This window comes from Lacrimispora amygdalina (assembly GCF_003432035.1).
Classification (GTDB): Bacteria; Bacillota; Clostridia; order Lachnospirales; family Lachnospiraceae; genus Lacrimispora; species Lacrimispora amygdalina.
Genome location: NZ_QOHO01000062.1, coordinates 52,107 through 71,877, shown reverse-complemented (window position 1 = coordinate 71,877; position 19,771 = coordinate 52,107). Strand labels below are relative to the sequence as shown.

Here is a 19,771-nt window from a genome sequence, read left to right as displayed (position 1 = left end):
CAGGCAGATTCTTTTTTAAAGTTTTTCATTGAAACCAGAACTTCTGAGCAGACCTGTCCCTGTTGTGGTTGTAAAACAAAAAGAGTTCATGACTATCGAATTCAGGAAATTGATGACACTCCTTTCCAAGGTAAAACCGTCATTCTGATTCTAAGAAAACGACGTTATTTATGTACCTCCTGCGGAAAACGATTTTTGGAACACTATTCCTTTCTTCCTTCCTATCACCGCAGAACAAGGAGACTGGATTTTTATGTTATATCTCTCCTACTAGTGATGACCTAAGGTTGGCGCATATGATGAAAGAATGGTTTTATGACATCAGCCAGCTAGAGTCCTATCGTAAGCAACAGCAAGAATTCGATGATTGGATATCTAATGCAAGAGGATGCGGTATTAAAGAGTTCGAGAAATGTGCAAAAACGTTCCAGTCTTGGAGAAAAGAAATCTTAAATGCCTTTAAATATGGCATTACAAACGGTGTCACAGAAGGATTTAACAATAAGATTAAAGTATTAAAACGAAGTTCTTATGGAATCAGGAACTTTAACCGGTTTCGGACACGGATACTTCATTGTACATCATAGGAAAAATGGTCGGGATATGGAGGCTTATTTTGCATGCCCAAAACAGCATACAGTAGAATGAACCATTAAAGCAGCTCTAAACGCAAGAAAGGGGCGGGATTCATAGAAATCCCACCCCAACTATTGACAAAGAGCCCAAAAAACCTCCAGGTTTCATCCTGAAGGTTTCCAGTTTCCATTATGACCTATCCGAGAATCGAACTCGGGTTTCCGCCGTGAGAGGGCGGCGTCTTGACCGCTTGACCAATAGGCCAGTACGAATATGATTCATACAAAATCGAGGCGACAAGATTCGAACTTGCGACCTCTGCGTCCCGAACGCAGCGCTCTACCAAACTGAGCCACGCCTCGATTACGTTACGTAGTATAATATAAATCTGAGACAATGTCAACTGTATTTTCAAAATTTTTTATTTTTTTTAAAATTCTGGAAAAATAACGCCAAAATTCAGTTACTCTTTTAATCACCCGCTGCAGAACAGACAATCCTGTTCTGCAGCTGAAACAAGCTTTATGCCAGATCAAAAAGAGACAGCTGATTGGATTCAGGAAGATCACCGAGAAGCCCCAGATCTCCCATCAAATCACAAACCGTCTTACTGACCTTCGTCCGGTTTCTGAAATCCTCTCTTGATAAAAATCTTCCATCCTTACTTGCATCCACAACCGCATCTGCCGCTTTTTCTCCCAGTCCATCTATACTGCTTAAAGACGGCATTAATTTTCCGTCAATAATCTGAAAATGTCTGGCTTTCGCCTGGTAAATATTGATAGGAATAAAATCATAACCCCTGGCATACATTTCCTGAACAATACGCATATCCCGAAGAGTGTCCTGCTCTTTCTTGGAAAGAGTGTCTATCCGTTTCCGGTAATCTGCCAGATAATGCTCCAGCTTTTCTCTTCCCTGGCACATCAGCTCGTAACTGAAGCCATTGGCCCGGATGCTGAAAAAGGACGCGTAATAGGCCAGTGGATAGAACACTTTACAGTAAGCGATTCTCCATGCCATCATAACATATGCGGCTGCATGGGCTTTTGGGAACATGTATTTGATCTTTTTACAGGACCAGATATACCAGTCAGGAACTCCATGTGCCGTCATCTCCTCTTCCCAGTCGGGCTTCAGGCCTTTTCCCTTTCGCACACTTTCCATGATGGAGAAGGATAAGCCTTCTTCCATTCCCATGGAAATCAAATATATCATAATATCATCTCTGGTACATATGGCAGTCTGGATGGTAGCTTTCCCTTCCTGAATGAGCGCCTGGGCGTTTCCAAGCCATACATCCGTACCGTGAGCAAGCCCTGCGATGCGGACAAGATCAGAGAAATATTTTGGCTGGGTATCAATTAACATCTGCATGGCAAAATCGGTACCAAATTCGGGCACTCCAAGGGCACCCAGTTTACAGCCGCCAATATCTTCAGGAGTAATACCAAGAGCTGATGTATCCTGAAAAAGTGACATGACTTCTCTGCTGTCCAGAGGAATATCCTTTACAGGATCAAATCCGATTAAGTCCTGAAGCATACGAATCATGGTCGGATCGTCGTGCCCCAGTATATCAAGCTTTAAAAGGTTATGGTCTATGGAGTGATAATCGAAATGTGTAGTTACCGTCATTGTCGTCATGTCATTGGCAGGTCTTTGTACCGGTGTAAAGGAATAAATTTCCTCACCATGAGGAAGAACGATAATTCCGCCAGGATGCTGGCCCGTGGTTCTTCTGACGCCAACACACCCCTGTACAATCCGGTTAATTTCACAGTTCCGTTTTCTTACTCCATGCTCCTCATAATAATTTTTTACATAACCAAATGCCGTTTTATCTGCAAGAGTACCGATGGTTCCTGCACGGAAGGTCTGACCCTTTCCGAAAATAACTTCCGTATAGTCATGTGCCTTACTCTGGTATTCTCCGGAGAAATTTAAATCAATATCAGGTTCCTTATCTCCCTTAAAGCCCAGGAATGTCTCAAACGGGATATCAAACCCATCCTTTGATAAAGGATGTCCGCAAACCGGGCATATTTTATCCGGCATATCACAGCCGGCCATTCCGGTAAATGCCTTTACTTCTTCCGAATCAAAATCATAATAGTGGCAGTTATCGCAGTAATAATGGGGACTGAGTGAATTTACCTCTGTAATACCTGACATATAGGCAACAAAGGAGGACCCGACAGACCCTCTGGACCCCACCAGGTACCCGTCTTCGTTGGATTTCCATACCAGCTTCTGCGCAATAATATACATAACTGCAAATCCATTAGAAATAATGGAATTCAGCTCCCGTTCCAGACGTTCCGTAACAATCGCAGGCAGGTCTTCGCCATAGATGGCATGAGCCCTGTCGTAACAGATTTTTCTTAAATCTTCATCTGAATTTTCAATGACCGGGGCACACTTGTCCGGCCGTACAGGTGATATCCGTTCACACATATCCGCTATTTTTCTTGTATTCTTTATGACCACTTCCTCTGCCTTGTTTGGGCCTAAGTATTCAAACTCCCGAAGCATCTCCTCAGTCGTCCGAAGATACAAAGGTGCCTGGTCATCCGAGTCCTTAAAGCCCTGTCCGGCCATAATAATTCTCCGGTAAACCTCATCCTCCGGATCAAGAAAGTGAACGTCACAGGTAGCACACACAGGCTTTCCAAACTGCTCTCCAAGGGTCACAATGCGCTTATTAATGTCAATTAAATCCTGCTCTGTTTTTACCGTACTCTTTTCATCTCTTAACATGAATGAATTATTTCCAAGGGGCTGTATTTCCAGATAATCATAATAGTTCACAAGCTTGGCTATTTCTGTATCCGGAATCCCCCTTAGAAGAGCCTGATAAAGTTCTCCTGCCTCACAGGCAGATCCGATTATCAGGCCTTCCCTGTACTCACTTAGTACACTTTTGGGAATTCTCGGTCTTCTGGCATAAAAATCAATATGGGAAAGAGAAATCAGCCGGTATAAATTAACCCTCCCCACATCGTTGGACGCCAGGATAATTACGTGATAGGTGGGAAGTTTCTTAATCATGTCGGCTGACATGGTACTGAGTTTGTTTAATTCATCAAGTGTCTCAACCCCACGTTCCCTGAGCATTCTTACAAATGCTGCAAATATCTCTGCCGTACAGCCGGCATCGTCAACCGCCCTGTGATGGTTCGCCAGGGAAATATTTAAGGCTTTGGCTACCGTGTCCAGTTTATACCGGTTTAAGCTGGGCAGGAGAAGCCTTGAGAGGGCCACTGTATCAATGACCGTAGGGTCAAATTCCAGTTGAAGCTTTTGTGCGTTATAAGAGATAAAACTTACGTCAAAAGAAGCATTGTGGGCCACCAGAACCGAATCTTTGCAAAACTCCAGAAACTGAGGGAGGATCACATCGATCTTTGGATGAGGAAGCACCATACTGTCATTAATCCCCGTAAGCTGTTCGATCTCAAAAGGGATAGGTACGTCAGGGTTTACAAATGTGCTGAATTTATCCCTGATTTTTCCGTCAATTACTTTTACTGCACCGATTTCAATAATCCGGTTTCTGGATGAACTGAAACCGGTTGTCTCAATGTCAAAAACTACATAGGAATCAGAAAAGGACTGATTTTTAGAATTCTCAACAAGCTGTTTTAAATCATCAACCAGATATCCTTCCACTCCATAAATAACTTTAAATGTATCTCCCTTATCCAGCGCATGGTTTGCATCCGGAAAGGACTGCACACAACCATGATCCGTAATTGCAATAGCCGGCATTCCCCATTTCTTTGCACGCTTTACCAGATCCTTTACTTCAGAAACGCCATCCATATCACTCATCTTCGTATGGCAGTGAAGCTCCACACGCTTTTCTAAACTGTTGTCCGATCTTTTTCCAGTAAAATCTTCCGATTTTTTAATACCCACAACTGATCCCAGGGTCAGCTCCCCATCAAACTTGTCTATGGTAGTCACACCCTTTATTTTGATAAAGCTGCCCTGAACAACTGCATTTTTTAAATCCTCAAGCTGTTCTTCCCTTGCAAACATTTTTACTGTAATCGTATCAGTAAAATCTGTTATATCGAAAATTATAATGGTCTTTCCGCTTCTCAGTTCTCTGCTGTCTGTCATGATAATCTTGCCGCGGATCACAACTTCACCGATCTCCCCGTCAATCTTTTCAATTTCCATGGTTTCTTCTTCAAAATCCCTGCCATATAAAACATCCGGATTATCGGAACGGCGGCCATTATAGGAATTCTTCCGGTAATCTTTCCATTCTTTCTTTCCCGATTCTGCCTCTGCAGCTTTACCAGCTTCCTTTTTATCTCCCTCTTTTTTTCCTCCCATACGAAGCCCTGGAGCAGAAGTCTGGGCTTCCTGCAAAAACGGCACTTCATCTGAATAGGATGCCGCCAGAGAATCCAGAGGGGCATCTGCCATGGAAGGACCCCCATATTCTTCGTCTGACCGTTTTTTCTCCTGAATTCCAAGCGAGGTTCTGCTGACGATTTCTTCGACTTCCCGCTGCATCTGCAGTTCTTTCTGTTTTGCCAGTGCATTCTCCTTAGGCGCGATAAACTCATATTGAACTTCAACAGGCAGACCGCATCTCTCATGAAAAATCTTTTCCAGTACACGCTTTAGTTCTCCTGCTTTTTCATGAGTTACAATGGTATCTTCCACTGTCATTTTTAAAAGATCCGGCTCAGGAAACTGGCACTGCGCTTTTCGGAACATGTTATATTCAATAATACTGTAATTTTTAAGTTCCGCCAGTAGACTTTCCCGATAGATCTTCAACAGTTTCTGGGGTGTATACTGACCGGACAGACGGAACCGTTCAATAATCTTAATTGTAATCTGCTTCGATGGAAACAGCTGCTCTTTAATTCCCTTTTCCAGACTGTAGATATTTTGTTTATGTATCAGTCTTGGGCTGATTAAATAAACACGAATAGAGCTTCTATCCCTGTTTGATGTGACCTTTTCCACATCTACCAGATTTAAAAGCTCTCGTAATTCATCCGTAATATGTAAATTTGGAAAAACTTCCAAAAATTTCTTTGCCATTCTATCACCTATTGCATTTTCATAAGCTCTTCCTGAAGGGCGCTTAGAAGTTCTTCTTCCGGAACCTTTCTGATTACTTCTCCTTTTTTTATAAGAAGACCTTCTCCGATTCCGCCGGCAATACCGATATCTGCTTCTTTTGCTTCACCTGGACCGTTTACCACACAGCCCATAACTGCAACCTTAATATCCAGGTGGTCGTAAGAAGAAACCATATCTTCCACCTGATTTGCCAGTGAAATCAGATCAATTCTGGTTCTTCCGCAGGTGGGACAGGATATCACCTCTACTCCCCCTCGTTTAAGCCCCAGGGTCCTTAGAATCGTCTTAGCCGCTTTCACTTCCTCAAGCGGATCACCGGTAAGAGACACACGAATGGTGTCCCCGATTCCCTTATGAAGAATAATTCCCAGTCCAACAGAAGATTTGATGGTACCTGAAATAAGAGTTCCCGCTTCTGTTATACCGACATGAAGGGGATAATCCGTTTGCTCTGCTATCAGTTCATGGGCTTTGATACACATGAGTACATCAGAAGACTTGATACTGATAACCAGATTTCCATAGTCCATCTCTTCGATCATGCGCACCTTGTTTAATGCACTTTCTACAATGCCCTCTGCAGTAACTCCCCCATATTTTTCAATGAGATTTTTTTCAAGAGATCCGCTGTTTACTCCCACGCGAATCGGAATCTGGTATTCTTTTGCTTTATCCACAACTGTGCGGACACGGTCCAGAGAGCCGATATTTCCCGGATTAATCCGGATTTTATCAGCCCCTGACTCTATGGAAGCTACAGCCAGCCGATAGTCAAAATGAATATCAGCCACCAGCGGTATACTGATTTGTTTCTTAATTTCCCTGATAGCTGCCGCTGACTCCATATCCGGAACTGCAACTCTGATAATATCACATCCGGCAGCCGTCAGCGTTTTAATCTGATTAACTGTTGAAGCAACATCCTGCGTTTTCGTATTGCACATGGATTGGATCAGAACCGGATTGCCTCCACCGATGACCCGGTCTCCGATCTGAATTGTTTTCGTGTGATCCCTGTTCATAAGCGCCTCCATTCCCATGCTTCTATCAGATAAATCTGTTGATATCATTAAACACTACAAAAATCATCAGCGCCATCAATGCAGCCATACTGATCATATTCACAAGGCCCTCTTTTTCCGGGTCCATTCTTTTTCCCCGTATTGCTTCAATTATTAAAAACAGCAGTCTCCCTCCGTCAAGTGCCGGTATGGGGAGCAGATTCATCACACCTAAGTTGGCGCTCAAAAGGATACACATGCTGATAACATTCATAAGCGCCGCAACCGCGCTTACCGTAAGCCCCGCTTTTACGGAATCGTCTATCATAACCACAATTCCCACCGGTCCGCTCAAGTCATTTACACTGGCTTTACCTGTAAAAAGCATACCAAGGCTCTTCACAGTCAGCTTTACGTCATATTCCATCTCCATATATCCATGCTTAATGAGTTCACCGGCATTCGCTGCCTTTTTATTCTCAGGCGCAATCAAAATACCGATCAGATATTTTTTACTCTCTTCAGAATATTGGGGGGTAACGGTAACAGTCTGAATTTCCTGATTTCCTGTCTGTGGATCTGTTCTTGAAAACTCCACCTGGTTCATCTTCTCATCCGGTTTCATCAGCTTGTAAAGAATGTATTCCTGATACATGGAAACATTCTCTCCGTTAATTTTTAACAATTTATCCCCGGAACGCATTCCTGCTTCATAAGCAGGCGAACCTTCCGTTACTTCTTTTATATAAGTGGTATCATAACCGCTTATTCCCACCAAAACCAGGGAAAGCAAAAAGGCAAGAATAAAATTAAAAACAGGTCCCGCCGCAATCACGGACATCCTTGCAGGAATGGATTTATTCTGAAATGCACGATCATCCGGATTTTCTTCATCTTCTCCCAGCATCATACAGGATCCGCCTAAAGGAAACAATTTAATGGAATACGTGGTCTCTCCCTTTTTTATATGCAAAAGGCGTGGTCCCATACCTACGGAAAATTCCACCACTGCGATACCATTCATTTTTGCAAATATAAAATGACCCAACTCATGAATCAGCACAATTAAACCGAATACAAGTATTGCTACGATAATACTGGACAATTCACCACCTGCTTTCTATATAGTCATAAGCTGCAGCCTCTGCTTCAAGAATCTCCTCTACACTGGGATTCTCTTTAACAGTATGCCCGTTCATCGCTCCCTCTATCATATCTGTGATAGTAAGATATGTAATTTCCCTGTTCAAAAATTTGGCAACTGCCTTTTCGTTTGCAGCATTAAAAACAGTTGGAAGCGTTCCGCCGGTACATCCGGCCTGATAGGCAAGTTTCAATCCCGGAAAATTAACCAGATCCGGTTTTTCAAAATTAATTTGACCAATGGACCAAAAATCAAGACGGTCTCCTTTTAAATATCTCCGTTCCGGATAATAAAGGGCATATTGAATAGGAAGTTTCATATCCGGAGTTCCCATCTGGGCCATAACTGCTCCGTCTTCAAATTCCACCATGGAATGAATGATACTCTTGGGCTGAATCACAACCTGTACCTGATCCATCTCCACATCAAACAGCCATTTGGCTTCCATTACCTCAAGACCTTTATTCACCATGGTTGAAGAATCTATGGTAATCTTCCGTCCCATGGACCAGTTTGGATGATTGAGTGCGTCTTCCACCTTCACATTCCTTAACTCTTCTCTTGTCTTTCCCCGAAAAGGACCGCCGGAAGCAGTCAGCAATAGCTTATGGATGGATTTTTTATCTTCCCCGTTGAGACACTGGAATATGGCACTGTGCTCACTGTCTACCGGGAGAATCCTGACACCCATTTTCTTTGCCAGAGGCATAATGATGTGGCCGGCAGTTACCAGAGTTTCCTTATTGGCAAGGGCAATGTCTTTTCCTGCTTCCATCGCCGCTATGGTCGGCCGGATTCCAATCATCCCAACGACTGCCGTAACAACAATTTCTGCAGTTTCTTCCACAGCAGTCTCAATTAACCCCTCCATTCCGGAAACAATGCGAACAGGAAGATCCCTTACCAGGACTTTCAGTTCCTTTGCCTTTTCTTCTTCCCAGACACATGCTGTCTTTGGCCGGAATTTTCTGATCTGTTCCTCCAGCAGGCGGATGTTGCTGCCTGCAGCCAAAGCGGTAACTTCTATATCCCCTTGGTTCTCCACCACCTCCAGGGTCTGCGTTCCAATGGATCCTGTTGATCCCAGGATTGCTATTTTCTTCATCTTATGCTGTATACTCCTTTTCTTTTCCTTAATTCCGCTTTCAGGCAATGGTTTATTTATTTTAACGTATAAATGTGACTACAAAATAGATGACAGGTGCTGTAAAAAGCATACTGTCAAAACGATCCAGTATACCGCCATGCCCTGGTATCAGTTTTCCATAGTCCTTTACCTTATGATCCCTCTTTATGGCAGATGCAGCGAGATCCCCGATAGGTGAAATAATTGCTGCAAATGCGCACGCCAGAGTACAGGTGATCTGAGGATAATCAAGTACAGTCATTGATTCACCAAATACAGTAGCATATAAAAACCCCAGTAAAGATGCGCCTATGATTCCGCCGATTGCACCCTCGATGGATTTATGAGGGCTGAGTACTGGGGCCAGTTTATGTTTTCCAATGAGATTTCCAACACAATATGCACAGGTATCACACCCCCAGGAACTTAAAAATACCAGCCATACCAGATACTTCCCGTCACTCATGGTTCGGACCTGATATAGGTAGGATAACATAACTGCTACGTAAAAAAATCCAAAAAATGCTCCCGTTACTTCTTCTGTCTTATATTTTGGAAATGCAAAAACATATACACATAAAAGAAGCATCATAAAAACGATAGACATATATAATGCATACTGCTGCATCTGAAACCATAACAGTCCGTAATAAACAACAACGATTAAATATCCCATATAGCCCATGGGATGATTGTGGATCTTAAGTACACGATACAGCTCATACAAACCAATCATGGATATGAAAATCGTCGTCGCAAACAGCAGGAGCCCACCACTTCCCACTGTTATAAGTGCGATCAAAACAAGAACAATTCCGCTTATCAGCCTGGTTGTAAACATCCCGCTTCCTCCCTCGTGATCACTTCGCTCCTCCAAATCTCCGTTCTCTGCTATTATACGCCCAAATAGCCTTTTTCATTTCTTCCATATTAAAATCAGGCCAATAGCAATCAGAGACATAAAACTCCGTATATGCCAGCTGCCATAATAGATAATTAGACAACCGTAACTCTCCGCTGGTACGGATCAGAAGATCCGGATCCGGAATATCATTTGTATCCAGATAACCGGCAAATTTCTCTTCCGTTAAAGATTCCGGTGTAATCTTTCCATCTCTGGTATCTTCCATAATCTTTCTGGCAGCCCGGACGATTTCATCACGTCCGCCATAGTTTACTGCAATCACAAAGGTCAGACCTGTATTATTCTTCGTTTCTTCCACCAGGCGGCCGATTCCCTCCACAATATCAGAATCAAAACGTTCCAGGTCTCCAATCATCTTTACCCGCACATTGTTCGCTTTTGAAACCTTTAAAAGTCTTACCATATAATAGCGGAACAACTGCATGAGCGCTCCCACCTCCTCAGTGGAACGCTTCCAGTTTTCTGTTGAAAAACCGTAGACTGTTAAATATTTTATGCCCAGTATTGCCGCATCCTCAACTGTTTTTTCCACAGTGATACAGCCTTCCTTATGCCCCATACTTCTGGGAAGTCCCCGTTTTTTCGCCCATCTTCCGTTTCCGTCAAGTATGATGGCGACGTGCTCCGGAATTACCATCTCATCCAATTCTTTATCCATAATGTATCGCTCCTTTTAAAACACAAAACAGGACAGGCATAATGCCTGCCCCCCTGTTTATTTTATACAGTAAGAAGATCCTTTGACTTCTCATCAGTTGCTTTTTCAATCTGCGCAACCATTCTATCTGTTAATTTCTGAATCTTGTCTTCTGCATCAGCCAGTTCATCCTCAGAAATCTCTTCTGCTTTCAGCTGCTTTTTAAAGGAGTCATTGGCATCACGGCGAATGTTGCGGATTGCAATCTTCGCAGCTTCTCCCTTTTTCTTTACATCTTTTACAAGATCTTTTCTGCGTTCTTCTGTCAGTTCCGGAAATACCAGACGAATCACGTTGCCGTCATTGGTAGGATTAATTCCCAGTTCAGATGTAAGGATTGCCTTTTCAATAGCCTTTAACAGACTCTTCTCCCACGGCTGGATCACGATCATGCGCGCTTCCGGAATTGTAATATTACCTACCTGCTGGATTGGTGTCGGAGTTCCATAATAATCCACTCTGATCTTATCCAATACATGGGGATTGGCACGTCCTGCGCGGATCGTCATAAAATCATTCTCCAGCGCTTTTAATGTCTTGTTCATTTTATCTTCATATACCTGTAAACTCTCCTGCATATCGTCCTCCTGTTTTATGCGGTCACAATTGTACCGTTTATTTTTCCCTGCATTGCATTGGCAATGCCATCTTTTTCATTCAAACTGAACACAGCAAGGGGCATCTTGTTTTCCATACACATAATGGATGCAGTCAGATCAATTACACCAAGCTGCTTTTCTATCACTTCATTAATGGAAATCTCATCAAATTTAACCGCTTCCGGGTTCACCTTTGGATCGCTGTCATATACTCCGTCTATGGCTTTTGCAAGCAGGATGCAGTCAGCCTCCATCTCGATGGCGCGAAGTGCAATACCCGTATCTGTGGAAAAATATGGATGGCCGGTGCCTCCGGCAAAGAATACCACCTTTCCTTCTGAAAAATACTGATTTGCCCTGTCTTTGGAAAACAGCTCCGTCATGGCGCCACACTCAAATGGTGTCAGAATCCGGGTTTCCATTCCTGCATTCCTGAAAATTTCCGAAACATAAATGCAGTTCATAATGGTAGCTAGCATACCAATCTGGTCTGCTTTTGTGCGGTCAATTGCATTACTGGTTCTGCCTCTCCAGAAGTTTCCTCCGCCTATGACAATTCCTAACTGAACGCCAGCATCAACGGATATCTTAACCTGCCGTGCAACCTCTTTAACAGTGGCCTCTTCATAACCTGTCTTACTGGAACCGGCAAGAGCTTCTCCACTGAGCTTTAATAATACACGTCTTGGATTCATAGCTTAAACTCTCCTGTACTTTTGTATTGTCTTAAAAGATTATAGCATACTTTTAGATGGTTGGAAAGAGGAAGTTTCCCAGCTGTTAGATTGTTGGCGCAACAAAAAACACCTGGATATTACATCCAGATGCTTTTCGTCTGTATATTAAAACTTATTCCATGGTAGCATACTGGAAGAACCAGAAGCCATATGGAGAATGCCATGTTCCTTTTAATTTCGGATTCTGTAACCAGAATTCATTGTAGTATGCAACAGGAGCTACTGCTGCATCAGCAAGGATCATTTTCTCAGCCTCATGGAGTTTTGTATAATGCTCTTCAAGATCTGCAGTAGAGTTAGCCTCATTCAGCAGTTTGTCAACTTCAGGATTGCTGTACTTTGCATTGTTGTTTCCGCTTGTTGACATCATGAGATTAAGCATGTTGGATGGATCATCGTAATCATATACCCAGCCATCACGTGCTGTCTGATAATCACCTGCACGACGGGTTGGTGTAAAGGTAGACCACTCAACTACCTTAATATCCATGTTAATTCCAAGTGTCTCTTTCCAGCAGCTCTGTAAATATTCTGCAACTGGTTTGTGATAACCTGCATCATTGATCATATATTCGAAAGTAGGGAATCCCTTACCATCCGGATAGCCGGCTTTTGCAAGTAATTCTTTTGCTTTCGCAACATCTGCTTCATGATTTTTTGTATTAAAGAAATCTCCGCCGTTGATTTCTCTTGTTACATCTTCAAAGAATTTTCCTTCTTTTGCATCGGTGATACCAGGTCCAACGAAGTTTGTAGCCGGAGAAAAGGTTCCCTGCATTACGGTATTTGCTACATAATCACGGTCAATAGCAAGGCTTAATGCCATACGAACGTCAGGATTATTAAATGGTTCTTTCTGGTTCTGGAAATCAATATAGTAAGTACCCATTAACGGTTCAACATGGAAATCTTCTTTTCCTCTTAAACCTGGTACTTCTTCTGTAGGAACATCCTTGATCAAAGCAACTTCACCTGTCTGATAAGCGCTGTAAGATGCATTGGAATCTTCCATAAGAACGAATTTCAAAGTATTTACAGTAACTTTATCGGCACCCCAGTAATTTTCATTCTTAGCAAATGTCATATGGGAACCTGGTACCCATTCAATCATCTTGAACGGACCATTAGAAACATAAGTTTCAGGTTTTAATGTCCACTGATCGCCATTTGCTTCAACTGTTGCCTTCTGAACAGGAGACATGGTTGCATGGGTAACCAGCTTTGTGAAATAAACACAGGGAACAGCCAGTTCAACAACAAAAGTCTTATCATCCGGAGCAGTCACTGCAAGTGCATCAGGATTTCCTTCTGATGCTTCTTTATAGCCTTTCACATATCCTAACATATCAGCACCATATGGAGCCGCTGTATTCGGATCTGCAATTCTCTTCCATGCATATACAAAATCATTGGCAGTTAATGGAGAACCATCACTCCATTTTAAGCCATCACGAAGATGGAATGTATAGGTAAGGCCATCCTCTGATACATCATAAGATTCTGCCTCTCCTGGGACAATCTTATTGTCCTGATCAACAATAAGCAGAGTTTCGAATGCCTGTACAATAATGTTTGCACCATCAACAGCACTATTTAAAGCAGGATCAATGGTCTCGGGATCCGGTCCAATCTGCACCGCAAGATCAAGGCCTGTAGTTGTTCCTTTTGCGGGGGCTGCAGTCTCGCCGTTTGCTGCTGCAGTTGTAGTGGCATCTGCGCCAGTTGTTGGCTGAGCTGATTTACTGCCGCCGCAAGCGGAAAGTATCAAACCAGATGCCATAACTGCTGCCAATACAAGTGACATTTTTTTCATAGTTATTCCTCCTATAAAATTATTTTAATTAACGCAGTAGCACTTTATCCGGCTACTGCGCCAATTCATTTACTAAGCATAACATAAAAGCAGCAAAAGTTCAATCTAATTTTAATTCACTTTATCCAGATGATGGCAGGCAGCGTAATGTCCGGAGGAGACTTCCTTCCATTCCGGTTCCTGTGCCGCGCAGAGCTCATCCGCATAAGGGCAGCGGGTACGGAACCGGCAGCCGGATGGCGGATTTACGGGGCTTGGCACATCTCCTTCCAGCATAATTCTCTTCGATTTCCGGCTTGCTTCCGGATCTGCAATCGGAATTGCTGATATCAGACTCTTCGTATATGGATGAACGCTGTGGAAAGTAAGTTCATAACTGTCAGCAAGTTCTACCATCTTACCTAAATACATAACTCCGATACGGTTGGAGATATGTTTTACTATAGAAAGATCATGGGCGATAAATAAATAGGTTAAGCCTCTCTCTTCCTGAAGCTGTTCAAACATATTTACTACCTGGGCCTGAATGGAAACATCTAATGCAGATACCGGTTCATCACAGACAATAAACTGTGGATCTACAGCCAGTGCACGGGCAATTCCCACACGCTGGCGCTGGCCGCCTGAAAATTCGTGAGGATAACGGTTTGCGTGTTCCGAGTTTAAACCAACCGTTGAAAGAACAGATATAATCTGCTCCTGACGTTCTTTTTTATTGGCAGCCAGATGATGAATGTCAATCGCTTCACCGATAATATCTCCTACTGTCATACGGGGATCCAGACTTGCATATGGATCCTGGAAAACAATCTGCATTTTCTGACGGTATGGAAGCATATTCACTTTTGTAATATCTTTTCCTTCAAAATATATCTTTCCTTCTGTAGGCTCGTAAAGGCGCAGGAGGGTTCGTCCCGTGGTTGTCTTTCCACAGCCGGATTCACCTACCAGTCCCAGCGTTTCTCCTTTTTTTATACCAAATGAAACATTATCAACAGCCTTTACCACTTTCTTTTCAAATAATTTGCCACCGGCAACAGGGAAGTACTGCTTTAAATTTTCAACTTCTACCAGATATTTTTGATCCATTATGCGTCTCCCTTCTGCGCCTGTTGTTTTTCAAACTCCTGTTTCTGCATCAGCCAGCAGGCACTGTAATGAATTTCAGATATATCTGTATAAGGCGGCATTTCACGTAGACAAATCTTCATGCAGGATCTGCAGCGGGGCGCAAACGGACAACCGGCAGGAGGATTAAGCATATCCACAGGGCTTCCTTCAATCGGGATCAGCTTGCTGTGCTCTTTTTCAGTCAGTTTCGGAATGCTTCGGATCAGACCTTTTGTATATTCATGGCATGGATTGTAGAAAATATCATTGGCATCTCCATACTCCACCACTTTTCCTGCATACATAACAGCGATGCGGTCACACATGTTGGCAACAACACCCAGATCATGAGTGATCATGATAATTGCCATGCCAAGCTTTTCCTTTAACTCCATCATAAGTTCCAGAATCTGCGCCTGTATCGTAACATCAAGAGCAGTTGTCGGCTCATCCGCAATCAGAAGCTTTGGCTCACACGCCAGCGCAATAGCAATCATAACCCTCTGGCGCATACCGCCTGACAGTTCATGAGGATACTGCTTGAGACGCTTCTCCGGCTCATTGATGCCAACGAGAGTCAGAAGCTCTTTTGCTCTTTCCCTTGCCTGCTGGGAGTTTTTATTTGTGTGGAGCATAACAACCTCACAAATCTGGTTTCCAATTGTATACACCGGGTTTAAACTGGTCATTGGATCCTGAAAAATAATTGATATTTCATTTCCACGGATCTTACGCATTTCTTTTTCCGTCATCTGATCAATCTGATGTCCGTTAAACTGAAGGGAGCCTCCCAGTAAACGGCCGGGATATGCAGTTAGCCCCATAAGGCTGTAGGCAGTTACAGATTTTCCGGACCCTGATTCTCCAACAATTCCAAGAACTTCTCCTTCACGTAAATGAAGGGAAACATTATTTAAAGCCTTAACTTCCCCTGCCGGAGTAAAGAAAGAAAGACGTTCATTCTCAATATTAACTAAATATTCACTCATCGTTTCTTCCCTCCTTTAATCTTTCAGTTTCGGATCGAACGCATCCCGAAGACCGTCACCCAACAGATTGAAACTTAAAATAATAACTGAAATCATCAGTGCCGGAGCAAACAAACGGTGCGGATAACTCTGCAGACCATTTAATGCCGCACTTGCAAGACTTCCCAGTGAAGGCATGGGCGCAGCCACTCCAAGACCAAGGAAGCTTAAAAAGCTCTCAGTAAAGATGGAAGAAGGAATCTGAAGTGTTGTAGTTACAATCAATGTACCAATACAGTTGGTAAGCAGATGCTTTTTAATAATATGACCGCTTGAAGCGCCGAGAGCTCTTGCAGCAGTTACATATTCCTGCTCTTTTAAAATAAGAATCTGGCTTCGCACAATACGTGCCATACCAACCCAGTAAAGCAGGGCAAATACAACAAAAATACTGATCAGGTTAACACCAATTATCTGAATCCATTGAAAACCCGGTTTTTGAGCCAGCGCTTTTAGAGGCTGATCGAATGCCACAGATAAAAGTACAATGATTAAAATATCGGGAACGGTGTAAATCATATCCACAATCCGCATCATAATCATATCCACCCAGCCTCCGAAGAAACCTGCAATGGAACCGTAAAGAGAACCGATCAGTAAGATAATAGCAGAAGCAACCAGACCGACAATGAGGGAAACTCTGCTTCCCATCATGACGCGGACTGCGTAATCACGTCCAAGGTTATCTGTTCCCAAAACATGAGGGAATACACTCTCTCCCGCATCCATAGAAGCCAGTTCTTTTGCAGAATACTGCATAGGCGCTAAATTTTCACTTCCCCGAATCTGCTGTTCATAGCTGTATGGATATAACTGGGGTACAACAAATGACAGCATAAATACAACAATGATCACAAACAGGCTGATCATCGCAATTTTATTTTTCTTCAGACGTCTGACTCCATCTTTCCAGAATCCGACACTTTTCCGCATGACAGTAAGGCTTTCTTTTTCCGCATCACTGGCAAGGAGAAAGTCTTCCACATTTAACTGTAATGATAATTTATTCTTTGGCATCCTCTTTCTCCTTTCTCTTACTTCAGATTGATACGTGGGTCAATGAATTTATAAGCGACATCAACCAGCACATTCATTACAACCATCAAAGCAGCAAGGAAAATTGTAGTACCCATAATGAGAGGATAATCACGTCCTGTAATGGAGCCAATAAATTCAGATCCGAGCCCTGGAATGGTAAATATTTTTTCAACAATAAAGCTTCCTGTTACAGTGTAAGCCAGCAGCGGTCCTAAATATGTAACCACCGGTAGAATGGCATTACGAAGTGCATGCTTGAAAATACTCACCAGCTGGGAAAGACCTTTTGCACGGGCTGTTCTCATATAATCCTGTCCCATAACATCCAGCATGGAAGAACGCATCAGTCTTGCAATGTAGGATGATGGGTAAAGAGCAAGTGCCATAACCGGCATTATATAATTCTTCCATGATCCAAGCCCGAACGTAGGTAAAAGACCTAACTTTAAGCTGAGAACATACATAAGTATGGTACAGACCACAAAACTTGGTACTGCAATTCCGCAGGTACTGAATACAATAATGATATTATCTACGATTGTACCTCGTTTGAATGCAGCAATGCTTCCAAGGGGAACGCCAATCAATACCGCTGCCAGAATTGCCATTCCTCCGATTCTTGCGGAAACAGGAAATTTAGTGCCAATAATCATGTTTACAGTACGTCCACGCTGCTTAACACTCAATCCCAAGTCTCCATGCAGGATATCTTTCATATAAGTTACATACTGTTCACTTAAGGGTTTATCCAGTCCATATTTTTCATTTAATGCCGCCTGGGCCTGTGGGCTGATTGCCTTTTCTGACATGAACGGACCTCCTGGCACCATGTTCATGACAAAAAATGTTACCGTAGCAACAGCAAAAATCGTTATAATCGCCATAGCAATACGTTTTATAATATATTTAGCCACTCTCATCAACTCCTTTTGTTGTAATGTCCGTCCGGCTGGAAACATATGTCAATCGGAAACGGACACTGTTTGAATAGAAAAATCCCATGGATACCCATGGGATTCCCCCCAGAATCCTGTTACAAGATTACTGCATCTGTTTTGCAACTTCTTCTGCAAAGTTCTCTTCTTTCTTCTCAAGGCCTTCGCCTGTTTCGAAACGTACAAACTTTCTAACTTCTACTTTTCCGCCAACTTCTTTAGAAACCTGCTCTAAATACTTGCCGACTGTTAAGTCTCCGTCTTTTACATAAGCCTGATCTACCAGACAGAACTCTTTTAATTCCTTATTCAAACGGCCAACAATCATCTTCTCAAGGATGGAATCAGGCTTGTCAGGATTTTCATTCTTAGCCTGAACCTTTAAGATTTCCATTTCATGATCAATGAATTCCTGAGAAATTTCTTCTCTCTTTACATACTTTGGAGTTAAAGCAGCGATCTGCATTGCTACGTTCTTTAACGCTTCTTTAACAGTATCATTAACAACTTCTGCACCAGCTTCAATCAGAACGCCGATTCTTCCGCCGCCATGAATATAATCAACAACCACACCATCCGTTGTAATCTTTTCAAATCTTCTGATATTCATATTCTCGCCAATAACAGAGATCTGGCTGGATAAAGCCTGAGCTACTGTTAATGAGCTGTCACTGATCCATGGCTCAGCCATGAATGTATCCATATCCTTCGCTTCAGAAGCAAGAACCTGGGAAACCACGTCAGCTACATATCCCTGGAACTGAGCATTCTTGGCAACGAAGTCTGTCTCACTGTTTACTTCTACGATCGCTCCGGATTTTCCGTCTTCACTTACTACAGTTGTAACAACACCTTCTGCAGCAATTCTTCCTGCCTTTTTAGATGCAGCTGCAAGTCCTTTTTCTCTTAAAAACTCAACTGCCTTGTCCATATCACCGTCAGTCTCTGCAAGTGCTTTCTTGCAGTCCATCATACCTGCACCGGTTAACTCTCTTAATTCTTTTACCATTCCAGCTGTAACTGCTGCCATTTGTTTTTCCCTCCATCATCGATTAAACGTCATTGATATTGCAAAAGGTCTGCTCATAAAAATATGCTTCGACCCGCCATACAGCAGACCGAAGCATATGTTCGTCTGAATCTTAAGCTTCTACAGTCTCTTCTAACTCCTGAGCTGCTTCTGCTTCCTCAGCTACTGCCTCGCCCTGGTTTGCTTCGATTACTGCGTCTGCCATCTTGGATACAATTAACTTGACAGCTCTAATCGCATCATCATTACCTGGGATTACGAAATCAAGTTCTTCAGGATCACAGTTTGTATCAGCAATGCCGATTAACGGAATGCCCAGTGTGTGAGCTTCCTGAACGCAGATTCTTTCTTTCTTGGGATCTACAACAAAAATCGCATCCGGAACCTTCTTCATATCTTTGATTCCGCCTAAATTCTTCTCTAACTTTTCCCATTCTTTCTTAAGAGCAATTACTTCTTTCTTAGGAAGCACATCAAATGTACCATCCTGAGACATGGTCTCAATCTGCTTTAATCTTGCAACTCTGGACTGGATTGTCTTGAAGTTTGTCAGCATACCGCCCAGCCATCTTTCGTTTACGAAGTACATACCGCAGCGCTCTGCCTCAGATTTGATGGCATCCTGAGCCTGTTTCTTTGTACCAACAAAAAGGATTTTTCCGCCTTCTGCAGCAATATCAGATACTGCCTTATAAGCTTCATCTACTTTTACAACAGACTTCTGTAAGTCGATGATGTAGATACCGTTTCTCTCTGTGTAAATATACGGAGCCATCTTAGGGTTCCATCTTCTGGTCTGATGACCGAAGTGCACGCCAGCTTCTAAAAGCTGCTTCATTGAAATAACACTCATGTTATTACCTCCATTGGTTTTACTTCCGTCCGTTTCTCTTGCTTCCG

Annotated in this window: 15 protein-coding genes, 2 tRNA genes and 1 pseudogene; 1 reads left to right on the top strand and 17 read right to left on the bottom strand. The window is 42.8% G+C overall.

Going from position 1 to position 19,771, the window contains the following annotated elements:
* Positions 1–587 (top strand): annotated as a pseudogene (locus DS742_RS30050) (transposase); the annotation flags it as partial.
* 181 nt (positions 588–768) lie between these two features.
* Here DS742_RS30050 and DS742_RS18625 read toward each other — a convergent pair.
* The 17 genes from DS742_RS18625 to rpsB form a co-directional block, all read right to left on the bottom strand.
* Positions 769–840 (bottom strand) — tRNA-Glu (locus DS742_RS18625).
* Positions 841–864: 24 nt separating this feature from the next.
* Positions 865–938: transfer RNA gene (locus DS742_RS18620), tRNA-Pro, on the bottom strand.
* 160 nt (positions 939–1,098) lie between these two features.
* Complete coding sequence (locus DS742_RS18615; RefSeq protein WP_117418474.1) at positions 1,099–5,646, bottom strand: PolC-type DNA polymerase III; 4,548 nt, start codon at positions 5,644–5,646, stop codon at positions 1,099–1,101.
* A gap of 8 nt (positions 5,647–5,654) precedes the next feature.
* The gene (gene ispG / locus DS742_RS18610; RefSeq protein WP_117418473.1) at positions 5,655–6,722 is read right to left on the bottom strand and encodes a flavodoxin-dependent (E)-4-hydroxy-3-methylbut-2-enyl-diphosphate synthase; all 1,068 of its coding nucleotides are present in this window, start codon (positions 6,720–6,722) and stop codon (positions 5,655–5,657) included.
* Positions 6,723–6,735: 13 nt separating this feature from the next.
* Positions 6,736–7,794, bottom strand: a complete 1,059-nt coding sequence (gene rseP, locus DS742_RS18605; protein WP_117418472.1) for an RIP metalloprotease RseP — start codon at positions 7,792–7,794, stop codon at positions 6,736–6,738.
* A 1-nt stretch (position 7,795) separates the two neighbouring features.
* Positions 7,796–8,938, bottom strand: coding sequence for a 1-deoxy-D-xylulose-5-phosphate reductoisomerase (locus DS742_RS18600; protein WP_117418471.1), 1,143 nt, complete (start codon positions 8,936–8,938; stop codon positions 7,796–7,798).
* Between the two features lie 61 nt (positions 8,939–8,999).
* Entirely contained in the window at positions 9,000–9,800 is an 801-nt protein-coding gene (locus tag DS742_RS18595) for a phosphatidate cytidylyltransferase (RefSeq protein WP_117418470.1), read from the bottom strand.
* Positions 9,801–9,819: 19 nt separating this feature from the next.
* Positions 9,820–10,542 (bottom strand): undecaprenyl pyrophosphate synthase, encoded by a 723-nt coding sequence (gene uppS, locus DS742_RS18590; protein WP_117418469.1) that lies wholly within the window; start codon positions 10,540–10,542, stop codon positions 9,820–9,822.
* A 62-nt stretch (positions 10,543–10,604) separates the two neighbouring features.
* Entirely contained in the window at positions 10,605–11,159 is a 555-nt protein-coding gene (gene frr, locus DS742_RS18585) for a ribosome recycling factor (protein ID WP_117418468.1), read from the bottom strand.
* A 14-nt stretch (positions 11,160–11,173) separates the two neighbouring features.
* Complete coding sequence (pyrH, locus tag DS742_RS18580) at positions 11,174–11,875, bottom strand: UMP kinase (protein ID WP_117418467.1); 702 nt, start codon at positions 11,873–11,875, stop codon at positions 11,174–11,176.
* Positions 11,876–12,029: 154 nt separating this feature from the next.
* Entirely contained in the window at positions 12,030–13,730 is a 1,701-nt protein-coding gene (locus tag DS742_RS18575; protein ID WP_117418466.1) for a peptide ABC transporter substrate-binding protein, read from the bottom strand.
* A 111-nt stretch (positions 13,731–13,841) separates the two neighbouring features.
* Positions 13,842–14,819, bottom strand: coding sequence for an ABC transporter ATP-binding protein (locus DS742_RS18570; RefSeq protein ID WP_170313518.1), 978 nt, complete (start codon positions 14,817–14,819; stop codon positions 13,842–13,844).
* Positions 14,819–15,829, bottom strand: coding sequence for an ABC transporter ATP-binding protein (locus tag DS742_RS18565; RefSeq protein WP_117418464.1), 1,011 nt, complete (start codon positions 15,827–15,829; stop codon positions 14,819–14,821). Before DS742_RS18565 ends, DS742_RS18570 begins: the two co-directional genes overlap by 1 nt.
* 15 nt (positions 15,830–15,844) lie before the next feature.
* Positions 15,845–16,885: an ABC transporter permease gene (locus tag DS742_RS18560; RefSeq protein WP_117418463.1), complete on the bottom strand. Its 1,041-nt coding sequence runs from the start codon at positions 16,883–16,885 to the stop codon at positions 15,845–15,847.
* 17 nt (positions 16,886–16,902) lie between these two features.
* Positions 16,903–17,820: an ABC transporter permease gene (locus tag DS742_RS18555; protein WP_117418462.1), complete on the bottom strand. Its 918-nt coding sequence runs from the start codon at positions 17,818–17,820 to the stop codon at positions 16,903–16,905.
* A 127-nt stretch (positions 17,821–17,947) separates the two neighbouring features.
* The gene (gene tsf / locus DS742_RS18550) at positions 17,948–18,871 is read right to left on the bottom strand and encodes a translation elongation factor Ts (protein WP_117418461.1); all 924 of its coding nucleotides are present in this window, start codon (positions 18,869–18,871) and stop codon (positions 17,948–17,950) included.
* A 112-nt stretch (positions 18,872–18,983) separates the two neighbouring features.
* On the bottom strand, positions 18,984–19,724 hold the full coding sequence (gene rpsB / locus DS742_RS18545; RefSeq protein ID WP_117418479.1) for a 30S ribosomal protein S2: 741 nt from the start codon (positions 19,722–19,724) through the stop codon (positions 18,984–18,986).
* Positions 19,725–19,771 lie beyond the last annotated feature (47 nt).